Raw genomic sequence first — 18,673 nt, 5'->3', positions numbered from 1 at the left:
TCAGCCCTTGAGTCCCGAGGTGGCCATACCGTCGATCAGATATCGCTGGAAGGCCAGGAAGAAGAGCAGCACCGGCAGCAGCGCCACCAGCGACATGGCGATCATGCCGCCGTAGTTGGCCACACCGTCCTGGTCGACGAACATCTTCAGACCGAGCGAGACGGTGTACTTCTCCGGCTCGTTGAGGTAGATCAGCGGCCCCATGAAGTCGTTCCACGCGTTGATGAAGGTGAAGATCGCGCTGGTGATCAACGCCGGCCGGCACAGCGGCAGCACGATCGACCAGTAGATCCGCAGATGCCCGCAGCCGTCCAGCCGCGCGGCCTCGTCCAGCTCCTTGGGCAGGTTCCGCATGAACTGCATCATCAGGAAGACGAAGAAGGCGTCCGTCGCCAGGTACTTGCCGAGCAGCAACGGCGTGTAGGTGTTGATGAGTTCGAGCTTCTGGAACAGCACGTACTGCGGGATGAGCAGCACGTGGTACGGCAGCAGCAGCGTGCCGATCATGACGGCGAACAGGATGCCGCGCCCGGCGAAACCGATCCGGGCGAAGGCGTACGCCGCCAGCGAGCAGGAGAAGAGCACGCCGACCACCGAACCGACGGCGAGCAGGAGGGAGTTGGTGAAGAAGGTCGAGATCGGGATGTCGGCGATGCCGTCGGCGAGCCTGCTGTAGTTCTCCACGATCGGATCGGTGGGGAACAGCTCCAGACTGCCGACGATCTCGTCGTTCGGCTTGAACGAGCCGCCGATCACCCACACCACCGGATAGAGCACGACCGCGAGGACGGCGAGCGCCCCCACGTGCCAGGCGACCGAGCCCGTACTCCGCGATACGCCTGTCATCGTCATCGGGAGGCCTCCTCGTAGTGCACCCAGCGCCGCTGGGACCAGAACAGCACCGCCGTCACCAGACCGACGGCGAGCAGCAGCATCCAGGCCATCGCCGAGGCGAAGCCCATCCGGCTGTTCTCGAAGCCCTGGATGTAGAGGTAACAGGTGTAGACGAGCGTCGCGTCGGCCGGTCCGCAGGCGTTGCCCTGGCCGCCGAGGATGTAGGCGGAGCCGAAGATCTGGAAGGAGTGGATGGTCTCCAGGAGCACGTTGAAGAAGAGCACCGGCGAGATCATCGGCAGGGTGATGTGCCAGAACCGCCGCCAGGCGCCGGCGCCGTCCATCTCCGCCGCCTCGTACAGCTCGCGCGGCACCTGCTTGAGACCCGCCAGGAAGATCACCATCGGCGCGCCGAACTGCCAGACGGTGAGCGCCACCAGGCTGTAGACGATGCGGTCCGGGTCACCGATCCAGCCGCCCGCGTCCAGGCCGAACAGCTGCTGGGTCCGGTCGACGACGGCATCGTCCGAGAAGAGGGCGCGCCAGACGATGGCGACGGAGACGCTGGCGCCGATGAGCGAGGGCGCGTAGAAGGCCGCCCGGTAGAAGCCCTGGCCCCGCCGGCTCTGGTTGAGGAGCAGGGCCACACCGAGCGCGGCGGCCAGCTTCAGCGGCGTACCGACGATCACGTACCAGCTCGTCACCTCCACCGAGGTCCGCCAGCGTGGGTCGGCGAACATGTCGGTGAAGTTCCGCAGGCCGACCCAGCGCGGAGCGTCGAAGAGGTTGTAGTCGGTGAAGGCGAAGTAGAGCGAGGCGACCATCGGTCCCGCGGTCAGCAGCAGGAAGCCGGCGATCCACGGGGACATGAAGAGATAGCCGGCGAGGTTCTCGCGTCGCGCCCGGCGGCCCGCGCCCGGCGGGGCGGGAGCCGTGGCGGCGGCGAGGCGCGGCCCGGCGGGCTCCGCCTCCGGCGACGCCGAAGGTACCTGTGTCATGGCGGGGCCCATCAGGAGCCGAGCGCCGTCGCGCACTCGGTGAAGTACTGCTTCACCGCGTCCCCCACCGACCGCTTGCCGAGGGCCATCTCCTCCGCGAGGCGCAGGAAGGCCGCCTCGCAGACATCGGCGCCGGCCGGGTGCGGGGTGATCGTCTCCAGGACGCGGGTGTCGACGAGCTGCTTCTCGTACGCCGCGATCTGCTGGGCGACCGGGTCCGACGGCTTGAAGGCCTCGTACTGCGCCGTGGTGGCCGGAACACCTCGGTCGAAGCCCATGACCTTGGCGACCTCGGGGTCGTGGACCATGAAGTCGATGAACTGGGCCACTTCCGCGGGGTGCTTGGTGCGCTTGGAGCCGCTGAGCATCAGCGAGCCGAGGTACTGCCCGGTCCGCTTGCCGTCGGTCGTCGGGATGGGCGCGAGGCCGTACCGGCTCTTGCCCTCCGAGGTGTAGCGGATGGTGAAGTTGTCCCAGGTGAACTCGGAGGCGGCGAGCTCGGCGGCGACGGCGGACTTCGGCTTGACCTGCGCCACCCGCTTCGGGTCGGAGTAGAGGCCCGCCCTCACCCCGGCGTACCCCTTGGTCCACCAGTCGGTGAGGTCGCCCTCGGTGAAGCCGAGTCCCTTGTCGGTGAAGAACGCCTTGCCGTGCTGGCGCAGATGGAGGTCGTAGAGGTACATCACGCCGTACATGCCGCTGTCGCCGGCCCGGCCCTGGGTGTCGCGGATCGTGGCGAGGGCGGCGTGGAACTCGTCCCAGGTCCAGCCGGGGCGCGGGGTGACGCGGGCCTTCTCGAAGACGGCCTGGTCGATGACGAGCGCCATGGAGTTGCTGCCGACGGGGACGCCGAGCAGCCTGCCGTCGATCTCGCCGAACTTCTCCAGGCCGGCCCGGAAACCGTCCATGCGCAGGTTCCCGGCCTTCACCTGCCCGCTCAGGTCGAGCAGGACGTTCTTCTCGTCGTACTTCCGCAGGAAACCGACCGCGTTCTGGAAGACGTCTGGCGGATTGCCGCCCGATGCCTGGGTGTTGAACTTCTTCCAGAAGTCGAGGTAGGGCTGGAAGTCCGTCTTGACCTTGATCTTCGGGTACTTCTCCTCGAAGAGCGCGATCGACTGGTTGATGCGCTTGGCACGGTCGTCCGAACCCCACCAGGCGTACCGGATGGTGACGGTCCCGTCGCCGGAGCCGCCACCGCTGCCACAGCCCGCGGCGGTCAGGCCGAGAGCGGCCAGTGAGCCACCCGCGAGCTTGAGCACTCCCCGCCGGTCGACCGTCCCTTGAGTACGCACCGTTCCTCCTGCGATTGAAACGTTCCAAGAAAGCGCTTGCTGGCACAACGTAAAGACGGCCGGGCCGGACGTCAACGGTTCGGACAGGATCCGTCGGGGCGCTTCTCGCGGAAGCGGCTCAGTCGAGGTGGAAGACCTCGGTCAGCGGCACCATGGAGGCGTCCGGAGCGCCGTCGAGCGCCTCGAAGAACGGCGCCATCCGCGTCTGCCAGCGCGCGTTGACCCCGGTGGCCGCCATGGCGGCGCGGGCGGCCTCGAAATCCTCGGTCTCCAGATAGCCGACCAGAAGTCCGTCCTCCCGCAGGAAGAGGGAGTAGTTGCGCCAGCCGGCGGCGGTCAGGGCGTCGAGCATCTCGGGCCAGACGGCCCGGTGCTGGGCGCGGTACTCGTCCAGCCGGTCGGCGCGGACCTTGAGCAGAAAACAGACGCGTCGCATGGCGCCTTCCGTCCGGGAGGGCGACCGCCCTGCTGAATGGATTCAAGAAAGGAGGGTTGTTCGATATATCGAACTGCACTCGCTTCCTCGAACAGGACCGTAAGGCGGAGGAACTCCCACGCGCAAGGGCCGGACGGGCCCCGTAAAGCGGGTCCGTCCGGCCCTGTCGTACGCGGAGCCGGCTCCTGGCGGGGCGGCTGCTACTCGAGCAGCTCCGCGTACGAGCCCATGGCCAGGGCGATGTCCGCCTGGGCCCAGAACCGGTGGTAGGTGAAGACGGGGGCGGTGCCGCCCGCCAGATAGGCCTCGATCTTCGGCCAGGCCGGGTCGTCCTGGTAGAAGGAGCGGATCGAGGAGAAGGTGGACGAGGAGTTCACCGTGTCACCGTTCGGCATGGTGCCGGTCCAGCCGCTCGGCACGTACACGGGGTCGTCGAAGCGGTTGTAGTCCGCGCGGGTCTCCGGGACGGCGATGCCCAGCGGGTCCTGGTGGTGGGCCCACATGCCGTCGAGGAGTGCCTTGGCGACCCGCTTGGCCTCGGTATGGCCGGACTTGGCGGCGTAGTACGTCAGGGTCTTGGCGTAGGCGGCGGCCACGCCGACGTCGTCGGTGTAGTCGGTGACGGTGACGTGCAGGCCCGCGTTGGCGCCGGGGTTCGCGGCGTTCCAGGTGTCGGGGGCGCCGGACCACCGGAGCGTGGAGGGGATCCGGTAGGTGCCGTCGGGGTTGACCGTGGTCTTCGACAGGGCCCAGGCGACCCACTTGTCGAGGACGGTCTTGGCGGCCGTGTCACCGGTCTGCCGGTAGTACTCCGCCACCCGCTCCATCGACCAGGCCTGGAAGCCGAACCACTGGTTGGACGCCGGGTCGTGGTAGACCGGCTTCTCGTCGTAGAACAGGCCGTGGAAGGTGGGGGTGCCGGCCGGCGGGGTGGCGTAGCGGCCCTGCCAGCTGTTGGTGGCGCCGCCCGCGATGGCGCCCTCGGAGGACTGGAGCCAGCGGTAGAACTCCAGTTGACGGTCGAGGCTGGTCGCCCAGTCCGCCGCGCCGGTGGCCGACTTGGGCTTGAGCGGGGCGTACTCGCTCAGGGCATAGGCGGCGAGCGGGTTCTGGTAGCCGCCGTGGGCGTGGCTGGAGCCGATCCGCCACGACCAGCCGGCGGCGGTGTCGGTCGCGCCGCCCCAGGCGTAGTACCAGGACATCAGGTAGTGCGCGCTGTCCTTGCCGTTGCCGGCGGGGCAGGCGGTCGGCCCGACGCAGTTCCCGGACTTCTTGAAGTACTTGTCGAACATGGCGTAGCGCAGGTAGTCACCCATCTTGGCCGCCTTGGAGACGGTGGCCGTGACCTGGGCGCCCTTGCCCTGCTCCTTGGCCCAGATGTCGGCCCAGTAGGCGGCCTGGACGGCGCGGGCGTCGGCGTCGGGGGCGTTGGTGAACTTCCACTGCTTGGCGTAGGAGGCGTCCCCGGTGAAGAGGTCGAGATAGCCGTTCTTCCCGCCGTAGCGGAAGTTGTCGCAGGTGGGGTGGGTGACGGTCTCCCAGACGGACTCCTGCGGTCCGCGCTGGAAGGTGTTGATGTACGAGGGTCCGGTCGCCGCCGGTCCCGCGGAGCACTTCCCGGGCTCGTTGCCGAAGCCGTAGACGTTGTCGACGTCCTGGAGCCAGTGCATGCCGTAGATGTCGTCCGTGCCGTACGTGCTCTTCAGCTCGCCGGCGATCGGGTCGGAGCCGGCCGTGACGCCGGAGTCCAGCCGCGCCGGGTACTGCGACGGCAGATCGTGCTCGGGCGCGTAGGTGGCGGGCTTGGAGGCGTTGTAGGTACCGGTCGTCGGCTGGTCGGCGTGGGTGGGGATCATGTACTTCTCCATGATGTCCCAGGCGCCGTTGAACTTGGTCCAGTCGCCGGTGATCTTGCCGTACATCGCCTGGAGCCAGATCAGATAGCTGTACGCCTCCGAGGTCGTCTGGTGGCCGTGGTCCGGGGCCTCGACGATCAGGGTCTCCACCGAGTGGTACGGAATGCCCTCGGGTGAGAAGTAGCCGTTGGCCGGGTTCGTGATCTTCCCGTGGAGGTCGAGGAAGCGGGCGTCGTACGTGGAGTCGGCGGCCAGTTGGGCGACGGTGACCTCGGCCTTGGTGTGGCCGGGGGCGGTCGCGGTGAAGACGGCCGAGCCGGTGCCGGTGGCCGCCGCGGCGACGGTCACCTTCTGGGCGGTGTTCCAGTTCGCCGGGGTGAAGGTGAGCCGCCCGCCCGTGCTGACGGTGAGGCCGGCGTTGCCGGAGGTGCGCGTGACGGCGACGGTGACATCGCCCGCCGGCCGGGTGGAGAGCTTCAGGTCGAAGGTGCCGGTGGTTCCCTGGCGGACCCCGAGCTGGGCGGGCGTGGCGACGAGGGCGGGACCGGCGGCGACGGTGATGCCCACCGGGGCCGATTCGCCGGAGGCGCCCATGCTGTCGTACGCCTTGGCGTAGAGGGAGTGGGCGCCGGCCGCGAGGCCGGTCGCGCTGAACGTGAACGGCGCGGTGGTGTCCGTGCCGAGCAGGGTGGTGTCGCTGTAGAACTCCACCTTGCCGACGCTCGCGCCGTCGGCGGCGGCCGCGGTGGCGGCCAGCGGGACGGGGTCGCCCTGGGTGAAGACCGCTCCTGCGGCCGGGCTGGTGAGCACGGCGACCGGTGGCTGGTGGGCTCCGGCGCACGGCGTGCCGTTGACGGCGAAGGCGGTGGGCGCGGCGTTGGTCCCGGTGTAGCCGAACTGGGCACCGGTGGTGACGGCCGCTCCGGCGGCGACGGTCCTGTTCCAGGCGGCGTGGGTGACGGTGACGGTCCTGCCGGACTGGGACCAGGTGCCGTTCCAGCCGTTGGTCAGCTTCTGGTCGCCGGTCTGGTCGTACGTCAGTGTCCAGCCGTCCAGCGGGGTGGTGGCGCGGTTGGTGAGGGTCAGCTCGGCGGTGAAGCCGGATCCCCAGTCGTTGGTCTTGTAGTCCACGCTGCACTGCACCGCCGCGGCGTGGGCGGTGGTGCCGACGGCGGTCATTCCGAGGGGTAGGGACAGGGCTGCGGCAAGCGCGGCCAGTAGGCCGCGTCGTCTGCGGGGCCGGCGTGGTGGCATGCGGTGGTTCTCCTCGCGGCTCGGGGAGGTGGGGGCGTGCGGAGAAGAAGGGCACATTCTCTGAACCAGTGGGAGCGCTCCCACTGTGCAGACGGGACGCGAGGGCGTCAAGGTGCCCGAAGAATCGAACACATTCGACCAGAAACTTCTTCAACTCCTCTGTTGCTTGGCGCCGGTTGCCGCTACGGTCTGGGCCCACCAGTGGGAGCGATTCCGTCAGTCGGCGCGTCGTCAGAGACGCGCCCTCGCTGCAAGGAGTCGCTCATGCGACATCCCCCACGTCTGTCCGCGCTGCTCGCCGGAGCGGCGCTCACCATGGCGGGCACCGCTTTCGCCGTGGTCGGTACGGCCTCCGGAGCAGCGGCCGCACCGGTGTGCACGGTGGCGTACTCGGTCGTCGGCCAGTGGTCCGGCGGCTTCCAGGGATCCGTCACCGTCACCAACAACAGCACCGCGCTGAGCGGCTGGAGTCTCGGCTTCGACTTCCCGGCCGGTCAGCGCGTCAGCCAGGGCTGGGGCGGGAAGTGGTCCCAGGCCGGGACGAAGGTCACGGCCGTCAACGAGAACTGGAACGGTTCGCTCGCCACGGGCGCGAGCGTCACGGCCGGCTTCATCGCGTCCTGGTCGGGCACGAACACCGCGCCCACGGCCTTCACGCTCAACGGCACCGCGTGCGACATCGCCTCCGGCCCCGGCCCGACCCCGACACCCACTCCGACACCCACCCCGACCCCGACCCCGACCCCGACACCCACACCGACGCCCACCGATCCGACCGACCCACCGGACCCGGTCGGCGGTGCGCCCGAGCTGAGCGTGGCCGGAAACCGGCTCGTCGACCAGAACGGCGCCACCCGCCGGCTCCTCGGCGTCAACCGCTCCGGCGGCGAGTTCATGTGTGTACAGGGCCACGGCATCTTCGACGGCCCGGTCGACGACGCCTCGGTCCGTGCCATCGCGGACTGGAAGGCCAACACCGTCCGTATCCCGCTCAACGAGGAGTGCTGGCTGGGCCTGTCCAACATCAAGCCCGAGTACCGGGGCGCGAACTACGTCAACGCCGTCAAGGACCTGGTCGGCCGCGTCCTGGCGCACGGTATGACGCCGATCGTCGAACTCCACTGGACGTACGGCCAGTACACCGGCAACTCGGCGGGCTGCTCGGACGTCCACGCCTCCTGCCAGAAGCCGATGCCGAACGCGCAGTACACACCGGCCTTCTGGAAGTCGGTCGCCGACACCTTCAAGAGCGACCGCCGGGTGGTCTTCGACCTCTTCAACGAGCCCTATCCGGACCGGGCGACCTCCACCGCGGCGCAGGCATGGACGTGCTGGCGCGACGGCGGCACCTGCCCGGGCATCGGCTACGAGGTCGCCGGCATGCAGGACCTGCTGGACGCGGTCCGCGCGACCGGGGCCCGCAATCTCGTCCTCGTCCCCGGCATCGCGTACTCCAACGACCTCAGCCAGTGGCTCGCCCACGCCCCCACCGATCCCACCGGCAATCTCGCCGCGGCCTGGCACGTGTACAACTTCAACACCTGCTCCAACGAGGCCTGTTGGGACAGCACCCTCGCTCCCGTCGCCGCCAGGGTCCCCCTGGTCGCGGGCGAGATAGGCGAGAACACCTGCGGTCACGCCTTCATCGACCGCGTCATGAAGTGGTTCGACGACCGCTCCCTGTCGTATCTCGGCTGGACGTGGAACACCTGGAACTGCTCCTCGGGTCCGGCCCTGATCACCTCGTACGACGGCACACCCACCGCATTCGGCATCGGGCTGCGCGACCATCTGCGCGCCCTGAACTGAGAGGCATCCCCGAAATGAGCCGCACAACGAGCCGCACCACGAGCCGTACCGCCCTTCTGGCGGCCCTCGGCCTGATCACCGCCACGGGCGCCACGGCCACCGTCATGACGTCCACCGCCGGGGCAGCCGCCGCCGGCTGCAAGGTCGAGTACCAGATCACCAACCAGTGGAGCACCGGCTTCGGAGCCAATGTCGTGGTCACCAACACCGGTGACCCGCTCAGCGCCTGGACGCTGGAGTGGTCCTACGCCGGTGACCAGAAGGTCACCCAGGGCTGGAACGCCACGATCACGCAGTCCGGCGCCGCCGTGACCGCCAGGAACCTCTCCTACAACGGAAGCCTGACGACGGGTGGTTCCACCTCCTTCGGGTTCAACGGCTCCTACAGCGGGACCAACGCCCTCCCCGCGTCCTTCACGCTCAACGGCGTGACCTGCAACGGCGCGACCCAGCCGCCGACGACACCGCCGACCACGCCGCCCACGACGCCTCCGACCACCCCGCCGCCGGCCGGTGGCAAGGCCGACAACCCGTACGCCGGCGCCAAGGTGTACGTGAACCCGGAGTGGTCCGCGAAGGCCGCCGCCGAGCCCGGCGGCAGCAGGGTCTCGAACCAGCCCACCGGCGTCTGGCTCGACCGCATCGCCGCCATCGGGGGTGTGAACGGCGGCATGGGGCTGCGCGACCACCTCGACGAGGCCCTGACGCAGAAGGGCTCCGGTGAGCTCGTCGTCCAGCTGGTGATCTACAACCTGCCGGGTCGCGACTGCGCCGCCCTCGCCTCCAACGGCGAGCTCGGCCCGACCGAGATCGACCGGTACAAGACCCAGTACATCGATCCGATCGCGGCGATCCTCGCCGACCCGAAGTACGCGGGCCTGCGGATCGTCACCACGGTCGAGATCGACTCGCTGCCGAACCTCGTCACCAACGTCTCCGGACGGCCCACGGCCACCGCCAACTGCGACGTGATGAAGGCCAACGGCAACTACGTCAAGGGCGTCGGCTACGCGCTGAACAAGCTGGGCTCGATCGCCAACGTCTACAACTACGTGGACGCGGGCCACCACGGCTGGCTCGGCTGGGACGACAACTTCGGCGCCTCCGCCGAACTGTTCAAGCAGGCCGCGACCGCCGAGGGCTCCACGGTCTCCAAGGTGCACGGCTTCATCGTCAACACCGCCAACTACAGCGCGCTGAAGGAGGACCACTTCACCATCGACGACAGTGTGAACGGCGTCTCCGTGCGCCAGTCGAAGTGGGTCGACTGGAACCGATACGTCGACGAGCTGTCGTACGCCCAGGCGATGCGCGCCAAGCTGGTGTCCCTCGGCTTCGACTCCGGTCTCGGCATGCTGATCGACACCTCTCGCAACGGCTGGGGCGGCACCGCCCGGCCCAGCGCGCCCGGCGCGCGGACGTCGGTCGACACGTATGTCAACGGCGGCCGTTACGACCGGCGCATCCACCTCGGCAACTGGTGCAACCAGGCGGGCGCGGGGCTCGGCGAACGGCCCAAGGCGGCTCCGGCGGCGGGCATCGACGCGTACGTGTGGATGAAGCCTCCGGGCGAGTCGGACGGTTCCAGCAAGGAGATCCCGAACAACGAGGGCAAGGGCTTCGACCGGATGTGCGACCCGACGTACACGGGCAACCCGCGGAACGGCAACAGCATGTCGGGCGCGCTGCCGGACGCGCCCATCTCGGGCCAGTGGTTCTCCGCCCAGTTCCAGGAGCTGCTGAAGAACGCCCACCCCGCGCTGTGACGGACGCCTGTCCGTGACGCGCGCCGGGGGCCGGCCGGAACTCCGGTTCCGGCCGGTCCCCGGCCACGGTCAGCGCGGATGGAGGGTCGATCCGCGGACCACCAGCTCGGGCTGGAGCACGACCTGCCGGTGCCGGTGCACGGCATCGGTGTCCCCGGCCTCCTCCAGGAGCAGTTCGGTGGCCAGGGTGCCCAGCGTCGCGGCGGGCTGCCGGACCGATGTCAGCGGAACGGCCGCCGCGGCGGCGAACTCGATGTCGTCGTATCCCACGAGGGCGATGTCCTCGGGGACCTTGACCCCCGCCGCGTACATCGACTGCAGCACGCCGAGCGCGAGCAGGTCGTTGGCGCAGAAGACGGCGGTGGGACGCCGTGCCGTCCCCAGGAGCCGCGCGCCCGCGTCGCGGCCGGCGTTCACGTCGAGCCGGTCGGCGACGATCTCGTGCAGGGCGTGCGGCGGCAGCCCGGCCTCGGCCAGGGCGTTCAGCGCTCCGGTGCGCCGGTCGCGGACCTGGTGGAGATGCGGCGGCCCGCTGACGTAGGCGATCGAGGAGTGGCCGAGGGAGACGAGATGACGGACGGCCAGCGCGCCGCCCGCCACGTCGTCCACCGAGACGGAGCACTCGGAGGGGCCGCCGGCCACCCGGTCCACCAGGACGAAGGGAATGCCGTGCCGCCGGAACTCGCGGAGGTTGTCGCCGCTGGGGTCGGCCGGTGTGACCAGGACGCCGTGTACGCGCTGTTCGGCGAAGAGGGAGAGGTACTCGGCCTCGGCCTCGGGGCTCTGGTCGCTGTTGCAGACCATGACGCTGAGCCCGGCCGCGCGGGCCGAACGCTCGGCCCCACGGGCCAGGTCGACGAAGAACGGGTTGCCCATGTCGAGCACGAGAAGCGCGAGGATGCGGCTGCGTCCGGCCCTCAGCTGGCGTGCCGACTCGCTGCGCACATAGCCGAGACGCGCGATCACGTCCTGCACATGGCGGCGTGTGCGCTCGGAGACGCGGTCGGGCCGGTTGATCACGTTGGAGACCGTGCCGACCGAGACACCCGCCTCCCGGGCCACGTCCTTGATCCCGGCACCCTGCCCGCCGCCGCCTGCCGTACGCCTCACCTGGAGCGTCCCGTCCCCTTCACGTGCCACCGCCGCCCGAATGCGGATTGGATCGTATCAACGGGTGTTTCTCGGCGGGCCGGACGCTGCTCCTGGTACTGAGCCGAACAGCGCCCGCTGAGCCGCGAGCCGAGCCGTTTCACCGTCTAAAACGATTCATCCCGGGACAGGGTGTTCCCGCCGGGGCGTCCGGGCCGCCCGCCGACCGTCTTGCGCGTTCAGCGGATGTCGCCTTCCCAGTCCCAGCGCAGCGGGTCGCCGTCGCGCGGACCGTACTGGGCGCGGCCGCCGGGCCCGTACGTGCCTATCTCGGTGGCCAGGGCGGCTCCCTCCCGGAGCTGCTCCGGCGTCCAGCCGGTGACGTCCAGGAGCAGTCCGTCCAACGGACCGGCCACCAGCTCCCGGTAGTCGTGCCCCGGCCTGGGCCCCGGGTCGGGGTCGTCGTGGTCGGCGCCGTACACGCGGCCTCTCATCAGCTCGTCCATACCCGGCAGCATCGCATCCACCACTGACACTCGCCCGGCCGCCGACCGGCCGCCTCGCTCAGCCGGAGCCTGACAGGCGCTCCAGCGTTTCCCGAGCGGCCCTCGCCGCCCGTCCGGCCTCGAGTGCGCGGAGTGCGGCCGCTTCGGCGTCCTCGCGGGCCTGGTCCCGTGACCGCTCCGCCTCCCGCCGCCGTCGCTCCAGATCGGCGAGGCGGTCCTCCGCCTGCGCCAGGCGCCGACCGGCTCCGTCCCGGGCCTCCTCCGCCTTCCGAAGCTCCCTGTCACGGCGTTCCGTCTCGCGCCGAGCCGCCGCGACCGCCTCCTTCCGCTGCTTCTCCCGCTCCTCCTTCTCCCGATCCCTCTTCTCCCGGTCCCTTCTCTCCTGCTCCCGTACCTCGGGTTGGTCCTTCCGGGCGGTGGTGCCGCCGCTCTTCGGAGGGGTGAGTACGGCGGTCGGCCCCGGCTCGAGTCCGATGAAGCCGACGCTCGCCGCCGGCGCTCTTTCCAGGACTCCGGTGGCCCACTGCCCGGCCACCCGCTCGTCGGTGAGCACCGTGCGCAGGATCTCCTCGACCTCCCGCACGACGCCGTCGCCCACCGGCTGTCCGGCCTCGGCGGCGAGGTCGCGCGCCTGGCGGGCGAGCGCCGCCAGGACGGCGTGCTGCCGGTGGCCGAGCTCCCTCAGCCTGGCTCCGTCGAGGTTGCGGTGAGCCTCGCGCAGGGCGTGCCCGAGTCGGAGGAGCTGCTCGGTCTCCTCGGGCCTGTGCCGTACGAGAAGAGTCGAGGCCCAGGCCCCGAGCGTCGGTTTCCGCAGCCCGCCGATCCGCCGGGCCGCCTCCGCGTCACCGGCCTCACGGGCCCGGGCGACGTGGCTGTTCCTGGCGGCGGTGAATTCCGCCGGCACCAGCCCGTAGAGCTCCGAGGCGACGGCTTCCACATCCACGTCCACGCCACCACTGTCGTGCATCCGCCGGGCGCTCGCGCTCCGACGTACCAGCCGGCCCGCAGGGTTTCCCGCTCGCCGCCGAAGCGGGAGGGTCGAGCGGGTCGTCGGCCCGCATGCGTGGTACTCCTCGTCCATGTCGATCTCAGGACCAGAACCTACTCCGGGGCCGCAGGCGCCCACCGCCCGAGCGACCGTGCAGCACGACGACGAGCGGGTCCGGGTCACTCGGTGGGACTTCGAGCCGGGGACCCGTACGGGCCGCCATGTGCACGCGTACGACTACGTCGTCGTCCCGGTCACCGACGGCACCATCGGCGCGTACGCCCCCGACGGCTCGGTGACCCGCTCACAGCTGGTGGCGGGCGAGTCCTACGCGCGTCCGGCCGGCGCCGAACACGACGTCGTCAACGTCGGCGAGGCGGGCCTGAGCTTCGTGGAGATCGAGCTCAAGGACGCCTGAGCCCCGCCTGCCGCCCGGCAGCCGGTCTCCCCGGCCGACGCTGCGCAGCCGTCACGGGTGGTTCTCGGGCCCGCGCCTGCCGGCCGTCAGGGATGCCACCAGGACCCCGGCGAGAGCGGCCCAGGCGACGGCGGCGAACCCGGCGCGGGACCACCCGGCGGCGCCGAGGAGGACCGCCGTGACCAGCCCGGCCGCGAGGGCCCGCCGGTCGGTGAGGAAGGCCCCCATCCGCCGCCCGGCGCCCGGTTCACGCCACTCCAGGAGGGCCGCCCGGCACACGAGCGCCGCCGCGGCGACCACCGCTGTCATGACGCTCACGTCCATGGCCCCGCCTTCCGTGCTGTCGCCCTCCATGTTCCCTCACGGCATGCTCGCCGACGGTGCCCCGGACGCCCGAGATGCGGCGCCCCCGCGCCGGGGAGCATCCTGGCAGTGTGACGTCGCACGGCGCGGCCCGCCCCGGGGTGTCGGCCGGCACCGGGGACACGGCCCGGAGAGCGGACGCCGGCGGGCAGCCGCTGGGCGTGCTGCCGCTGACGCTGGCCGAGGCCGCTCTGCGGACGATCGAGGCGCTCGGCGGGTACGCGGGCGGCGTCTATCTGCGCTCCGGTACCCCTGGTCTGCTGCGGCTCGCGCTCCTCGCCGGGCTGCCCGGCTCCCTGTTCCGGCCCTGGTGGCGGATGCATGTGAACCGCCCCTTCCCCGTGGCGGAGGCGTACCGCTCGTCCCAGCCGGTGCACCTGTCCGACGTCGACGAGGCGATGCGGCTGTTCCCGCAGCTCGTGGCGAGTCTCCCGTTCCCTTTCGCCTCCCACTACGCGCCGGTGATCAGCGGTCGTGAACGGTTCGGCGTCCTGGTGGTCATGCGGGCCCCGGGGATTCCCGTCGACGCGCGGGACCGCCGGCGGATGCTCCAGGAGGCTCGACAGCTCGGGGAGGCGCTCGGCGAACTGGCGGCGGACGGCACGACGGTCGAGTGGCCCGGCGAGCCGGTGTGCGTCCAGCTGCCGTCGGCCGGTACGCCGCCGATACGGATCGGCTACTTCGACTGGGACCTGGAATCCGGAAGGGTGATCGCCGACGACGGCCTGCGGGCGATCCTCGGCGGCGACGCGCCGTTCCCCGGGACCATCGAGGCCCTCACGGCCCGCCTCGCGCCGGAGGACACCTACGCGCTGTGGACGATAGCCCGCCGGGCGGCCGAGTCGGGGGCGCCGGTGGCGCGCAGGATCCGGCTCAGAGGGCCCGACGGCGGACTGCATCTGCTGGAGGTCTCCGCCCGCGCCGCCCCCCGTGTCCGACCACGCGACGGACCCGGCCACGGACCGGACGACGGACCCGGCCACGGACCGGACGGCGGACCTGACCACGGGCGCCGCGGTGGGCGGCTGACCGGCTCGCTCGTCGACCTCGGCACCGGTCTCGTCGGCTCCGACCCCACCGACCGCCTCCCCCGGGCCGTCCTCGCGATCGACCGTCTCGGGCGGATCACCTACGTCAACCACCGCACCGAGGACCTGGTGGGGCGGCCCCGCGCCGCGCTGGCCGGGCGGCCGCTGACGGAGGTCTTCCCGTGGTTCGGCAGGCCCGCCCACGAGGAACAGCTCCGGGCGGCGCTGCTGGCGGAGGAACCGGTCCACTTCCTGGCCCACCCCGCGGAACGGGAGTGGCTCTCGGTCTCGCTCTACCCCGGCCACGACGGGGTGACGCTGCTGCTGCTCCCCGAGGAGGACCCCGCCTACCGGCCCGCCTCCGTGAGCAAGCCGGACATGGGATTCGGCTCACCGGCGGACCGGGCGTCCGCGCTGTACCGGCCGGTGGCACTGGCCATCGCGCTCACCGAGGCCGTGACGGCCCGCCAGGTGTCGGCGGTGGTCACCGACGAGCTGCTGCCCGCGTTCGGCGGCCGCCAGCTGGCGATCTACCTGCTGAGCGAGCGCCATCTCTATCTGGCCTGGGAGACAGGTTTCCCGCCCGGGTTCCTGGAGCCGTTCGACGGGGTCGGTCTCGACGCACGGTTGCCGGGCGTCGAGACGCTCACGACCGGCCGGCCCCTGTTCTACGAGTCGATGGAGCAGCTCGGCGCGGCCTACCCGGGGCTTCCGCTGGACTCGCACACGGGAGCGCGGGCCTTTCTCCCGCTGATCGCCTCGGGCCGGCCCGTCGGCTCGTGCATCCTCGGCTTCGACCGGCCGCGGGGCTTCAGCCCGGAGGAGCGCACCGTGCTGACGGCCCTCGCCGGTCTCATCGCGCAAGCGCTGGAGCGGGCCCGCCGGTACGACTCCGAGTCGGCGCTGGCCCGCGGCCTGCAGGACGCCCTCCTCCCGCACCGGCTGCCGGTGCTCGACCGCGTGGACACGGTGGCGCGGTATCTCCCCGGTACACAGGGCATGGACGTGGGCGGTGACTGGTACGACGTGATCGAGTCACCGGACGGGCTGCTGGCGCTGGTGGTCGGCGACGTGCAGGGCCATGGGGTCGCCGCCGCCGCCACGATGGGCCAACTCCGCAGCGCGGTGCGGGCGTTCGCCATCGGCGGCCACCCTCCGCAGGAGGTCCTGCGGGGCACCAACCGGCTGCTGATCGCCCTCGACCCGGGACAGTTCGCCAGCTGCTGCTACATCGTGCTCGATCCGCGGACCGGCGCCATCCAGGCCGTACGGGCCGGGCATCCGCAGCCGTTGCTGCGCCGCCCGGACGGTACGACGGAGGTGCTGGACCTCGCGGGCGGGCTGGTGCTTGGCATCGACGACGACGCGTCGTACCCCGTCACCGAGGCCCGGCTGGATCCCGGCGCGGTCCTCGCCCTCTTCACCGACGGTCTCGTGGAGCGGGCCGGCCACGACATCGACGAGGGCATCGAACAGCTGCGCCGCGCGCTCTCCGCCACGGGCGCGATTCCGCTGGCCGAGACCGCGGACCGGCTGATCCGCGACGCCCGACGGGCCACCGACCGGCCGGACGACATCGCCCTCCTGCTGGCGGCCCGCTGGGCGGAGCACCCCTGAACGGCACTCCCCACGCGTCACCCGGTCGGCGCCGGGCACTGGTCGGCGGGACGGCATCCGGCGAGGCTGGGGCGAGCAGCAGGCCCCCCGAGGAGGACATGTGCAGCAGGACAAGCAGCCGGAGTACGGCCCCGTGGTCTTCCGCGACCGCTCCGCCGGGTTCGCGTTCCTGACCCGGTCCACGGCGACGAGCGAGCAGACCATCGAGTGGGACGACGGCAAGACGTACCCCGTCGTCGACGTCGAGATCTCCTCGGAGAGCCACCCGTTCTACACGGGCAAGGCCCGCACCGTGGACTCCGAGGGCCGGATCGCGAAGTTCGAACGCCGCTACGGCGAGGAGTCCTCCTGAAGCGTGCTCCAGCCGGGGGGCTCCAGGGCTCCGCCCTCACCGCTCCGGGCTCACCTCAACGGGCGGAAGAAGGCACGCAGTTCGGCGGCGACCTGTTCGGGTTCCTCGTGGGCCATGAAGTGGCCGCCGCGGCCCGGGGTGCTCCAGTGGCGCAGATCGCGGAACGTGCGCTCCGCGAGGCTGCGGGGGAAGTCCGCGTACGCCGGCTCATGGCTCAGGGTGACGGCGGCCGGGACCTCGACCGGCGGGACGGGCTGGTTGAGGGCGTAGTGGTAGTACTGCCGGAAGGACGAGCCGATGCAGCCCGTCGCCCAGTACAGGGTGGCGACGGTCAGCAGCGTGTCCCTGTCCCAGCGGGACTCCACGTCCCCGCCGCAGTCGCTCCAGTCCCGGTACTTGTCGACGATCCAGGCGAGGAGCCCGGCCGGTGAGTCGCGCAGGGCGGCGGCGAGGGTGTCGGGCCGGGTGCACATGATCTCGCTGTAGCCCTGGTCGCCGGCGTCGTAGGCGGTGAGCGCGTCGAGATAGGCGCGCTCCTCGGCGGTGGGCGGTTGTGCCTCGAAGTCGCCGGTGACGACGGCGGACGTGATGTGCACGCCGACGACGTCGCGGGGGTGGAGGGCGCCGAGCCACTGTGTCACTCCGCCGCCGATGTCGCCGCCGAAGGCGCCGAACCGGTCGTGGCCGAGGGTCTCGGTCATCAGCGTGTGCCAGGTCTCGGCGACCCCGCGGCGGGTGAAGGGCCGGGCCGGCGGTGCCGAGTACAGGAAGCCGGGCAGCGACGGAACGATCACGTCGAAGGCGTCGGCCGGGTCACCGCCGTGCGCGGCCGGGTCGGCGAGCAGTTCGGCGACGGGCAGCATCTCGACGAAGCTGCTCGGCCAGCCGTGGGTCAGGACCAGCGGGAGCGGCGCCGGGGCGCCCTCGGCGGTCCGGCCGCGGAGACGGACGAAGTGCACGGGGCGCCCGTCGACGTCGGCGAGGTACTGGGGATAGGTGTTGAGTCGCGTCTCGGCCTTGGCCCAGTCGAAGCCGTCCGCCCAGTAGGAGACGAGCTCCCGCAGATGGCCGGGGTCGGTGCCGGCGGCCCACGGGGTGGGATCGGACGGTTCGGTGTAGAGGGTGCGGGTGAGCCGGTGCCGCAGGTCGTGCAGGACGTCGTCGGACACGGAGATCCGGAAAGGCGTGACAGTCATGGTTCCTTCGCTCAGGAGTACTCGGGCGCCGGGCGCTCCTGTGCGCGGCTCAGACCGCCGCGGCACCGAGGAGGGCCCCTACAGGCTGCTGGTCGTCCATGTGGGTCTCACCTCCCGGGTTCGGCGTGTCTTGTGACCGTACACGCGGCAGCACGTCGCGCGCATCCGGACCACGACGACGGGCCGTCCGTGCCGCGGTGAACGAGGACCGCCCCTGCCTGGTGCTCGGCAGGGGCGGTCGTGCGCGCCCCCCTCATCGGGGGTGCGCCGGTGTGCGTACGAGGGAAGGCGCTCAGGCCTCGACGACGCCGGAGGCGCCCACGGCGATCTTCGCGCTGGTCGCACCGGAGCGGGAGCCGAGGGACTCGATCTTCTTGACCAGGTCCTGGCCCTCGACGACCTCGCCGAAGACGACGTGCTTGCCGTCGAGCCAGTCGGTCACGATCGTGGTGATGAAGAACTGGGAGCCGTTGGTGTTGCGGCCCGCGTTCGCCATCGAGAGCAGGTACGGACGGTCGTGCTTGAGCTGGAAGTTCTCGTCCTCGAACTTCTCGCCGTAGATGCTCTTGCCGCCGGTGCCGTTGCCGTTGGTGAAGTCACCGCCCTGGAGCATGAACTGCGGGATGACGCGGTGGAACGGGGAGCCGGCGTAGCCGAAGCCGTGCTCGCCGGTGGCGAGCTCACGGAAGTTCCTCGCCGTCTTCGGGACGACGTCGTCGAAGAGCTTGAAGACGATCCGGCCGGCCGGCTCGTCGTTGATGGTGATGTCGAAGTAAACGTTGTTGCTCATGGGGACATCCTGTCATTCTCGCGGGGCCGCCCGCGCACGGGCTGCCGCCACATGACGGATCCCCGTACCCCGCCGTGG

The 18,673-nt window shown here is 70.9% G+C and carries 16 protein-coding genes; 5 read left to right on the top strand and 11 right to left on the bottom strand.

Annotation, left to right across the window (positions count from 1 at the left end):
* From ACWDX6_RS15670 to ACWDX6_RS15650, 5 genes are all read right to left on the bottom strand, one after another.
* Entirely contained in the window at positions 1-852 is an 852-nt protein-coding gene (locus tag ACWDX6_RS15670; RefSeq protein WP_451485491.1) for a carbohydrate ABC transporter permease, read from the bottom strand.
* Positions 849-1,832 (bottom strand): carbohydrate ABC transporter permease, encoded by a 984-nt coding sequence (locus ACWDX6_RS15665; protein ID WP_451485490.1) that lies wholly within the window; start codon positions 1,830-1,832, stop codon positions 849-851. Before ACWDX6_RS15665 ends, ACWDX6_RS15670 begins: the two co-directional genes overlap by 4 nt.
* 11 nt (positions 1,833-1,843) lie before the next feature.
* On the bottom strand, positions 1,844-3,127 hold the full coding sequence (locus ACWDX6_RS15660) for an ABC transporter substrate-binding protein (RefSeq protein WP_451485489.1): 1,284 nt from the start codon (positions 3,125-3,127) through the stop codon (positions 1,844-1,846).
* A 118-nt stretch (positions 3,128-3,245) separates the two neighbouring features.
* Positions 3,246-3,563, bottom strand: coding sequence for an L-rhamnose mutarotase (locus tag ACWDX6_RS15655; protein WP_451485488.1), 318 nt, complete (start codon positions 3,561-3,563; stop codon positions 3,246-3,248).
* Positions 3,564-3,763: 200 nt separating this feature from the next.
* The gene (locus ACWDX6_RS15650) at positions 3,764-6,673 is read right to left on the bottom strand and encodes a glycoside hydrolase family 48 protein (protein ID WP_451485487.1); all 2,910 of its coding nucleotides are present in this window, start codon (positions 6,671-6,673) and stop codon (positions 3,764-3,766) included.
* Between the two features lie 264 nt (positions 6,674-6,937).
* Here ACWDX6_RS15650 and ACWDX6_RS15645 point away from each other — a divergent pair, with 264 nt between their 5' ends.
* Complete coding sequence (locus ACWDX6_RS15645; protein ID WP_451485486.1) at positions 6,938-8,482, top strand: cellulase family glycosylhydrolase; 1,545 nt, start codon at positions 6,938-6,940, stop codon at positions 8,480-8,482.
* 14 nt (positions 8,483-8,496) lie between these two features.
* A complete protein-coding gene (locus tag ACWDX6_RS15640; RefSeq protein ID WP_451485485.1) occupies positions 8,497-10,248 on the top strand; it encodes a glycoside hydrolase family 6 protein in 1,752 nt (583 codons plus the stop codon).
* Between the two features lie 69 nt (positions 10,249-10,317).
* On the opposite strand, the gene ACWDX6_RS15635 is transcribed toward ACWDX6_RS15640, so the two are convergent.
* The 3 genes from ACWDX6_RS15635 to ACWDX6_RS15625 form a co-directional block, all read right to left on the bottom strand.
* Entirely contained in the window at positions 10,318-11,358 is a 1,041-nt protein-coding gene (locus tag ACWDX6_RS15635; RefSeq protein WP_451485484.1) for a LacI family DNA-binding transcriptional regulator, read from the bottom strand.
* A 218-nt stretch (positions 11,359-11,576) separates the two neighbouring features.
* Positions 11,577-11,843 (bottom strand): hypothetical protein, encoded by a 267-nt coding sequence (locus ACWDX6_RS15630; protein WP_403290376.1) that lies wholly within the window; start codon positions 11,841-11,843, stop codon positions 11,577-11,579.
* A 58-nt stretch (positions 11,844-11,901) separates the two neighbouring features.
* Positions 11,902-12,792 carry a hypothetical protein gene (locus ACWDX6_RS15625; protein ID WP_451485483.1) on the bottom strand — a complete coding sequence of 297 codons (891 nt, stop codon included), beginning with the start codon at positions 12,790-12,792 and terminating at the stop codon, positions 11,902-11,904.
* A 130-nt stretch (positions 12,793-12,922) separates the two neighbouring features.
* Here ACWDX6_RS15625 and ACWDX6_RS15620 point away from each other — a divergent pair, with 130 nt between their 5' ends.
* The gene (locus ACWDX6_RS15620; protein WP_451485482.1) at positions 12,923-13,249 is read left to right on the top strand and encodes a cupin domain-containing protein; all 327 of its coding nucleotides are present in this window, start codon (positions 12,923-12,925) and stop codon (positions 13,247-13,249) included.
* Between the two features lie 51 nt (positions 13,250-13,300).
* Here the strand turns inward: ACWDX6_RS15620 and ACWDX6_RS15615 are convergent, their stop codons facing one another.
* Positions 13,301-13,573 (bottom strand): hypothetical protein, encoded by a 273-nt coding sequence (locus ACWDX6_RS15615; protein ID WP_451485481.1) that lies wholly within the window; start codon positions 13,571-13,573, stop codon positions 13,301-13,303.
* A 110-nt stretch (positions 13,574-13,683) separates the two neighbouring features.
* Here ACWDX6_RS15615 and ACWDX6_RS15610 point away from each other — a divergent pair, with 110 nt between their 5' ends.
* Positions 13,684-16,257, top strand: a complete 2,574-nt coding sequence (locus ACWDX6_RS15610) for a SpoIIE family protein phosphatase (protein ID WP_451485480.1) — start codon at positions 13,684-13,686, stop codon at positions 16,255-16,257.
* A gap of 100 nt (positions 16,258-16,357) precedes the next feature.
* Positions 16,358-16,609, top strand: coding sequence for a type B 50S ribosomal protein L31 (locus ACWDX6_RS15605; protein ID WP_451485479.1), 252 nt, complete (start codon positions 16,358-16,360; stop codon positions 16,607-16,609).
* A 50-nt stretch (positions 16,610-16,659) separates the two neighbouring features.
* Here ACWDX6_RS15605 and ACWDX6_RS15600 read toward each other — a convergent pair whose 3' ends face one another.
* Positions 16,660-17,805 carry an epoxide hydrolase family protein gene (locus ACWDX6_RS15600; RefSeq protein ID WP_451485478.1) on the bottom strand — a complete coding sequence of 382 codons (1,146 nt, stop codon included), beginning with the start codon at positions 17,803-17,805 and terminating at the stop codon, positions 16,660-16,662.
* A gap of 292 nt (positions 17,806-18,097) precedes the next feature.
* Entirely contained in the window at positions 18,098-18,595 is a 498-nt protein-coding gene (locus ACWDX6_RS15595) for a peptidylprolyl isomerase (RefSeq protein ID WP_451485477.1), read from the bottom strand.
* Positions 18,596-18,673 lie beyond the last annotated feature (78 nt).

Source organism: Streptomyces sp. NPDC003027 (genome assembly GCF_053591435.1).
The sequence above is the reverse complement of the archived record's forward strand: the minus strand, read 5'-3'. Positions and strand labels throughout refer to the sequence as shown.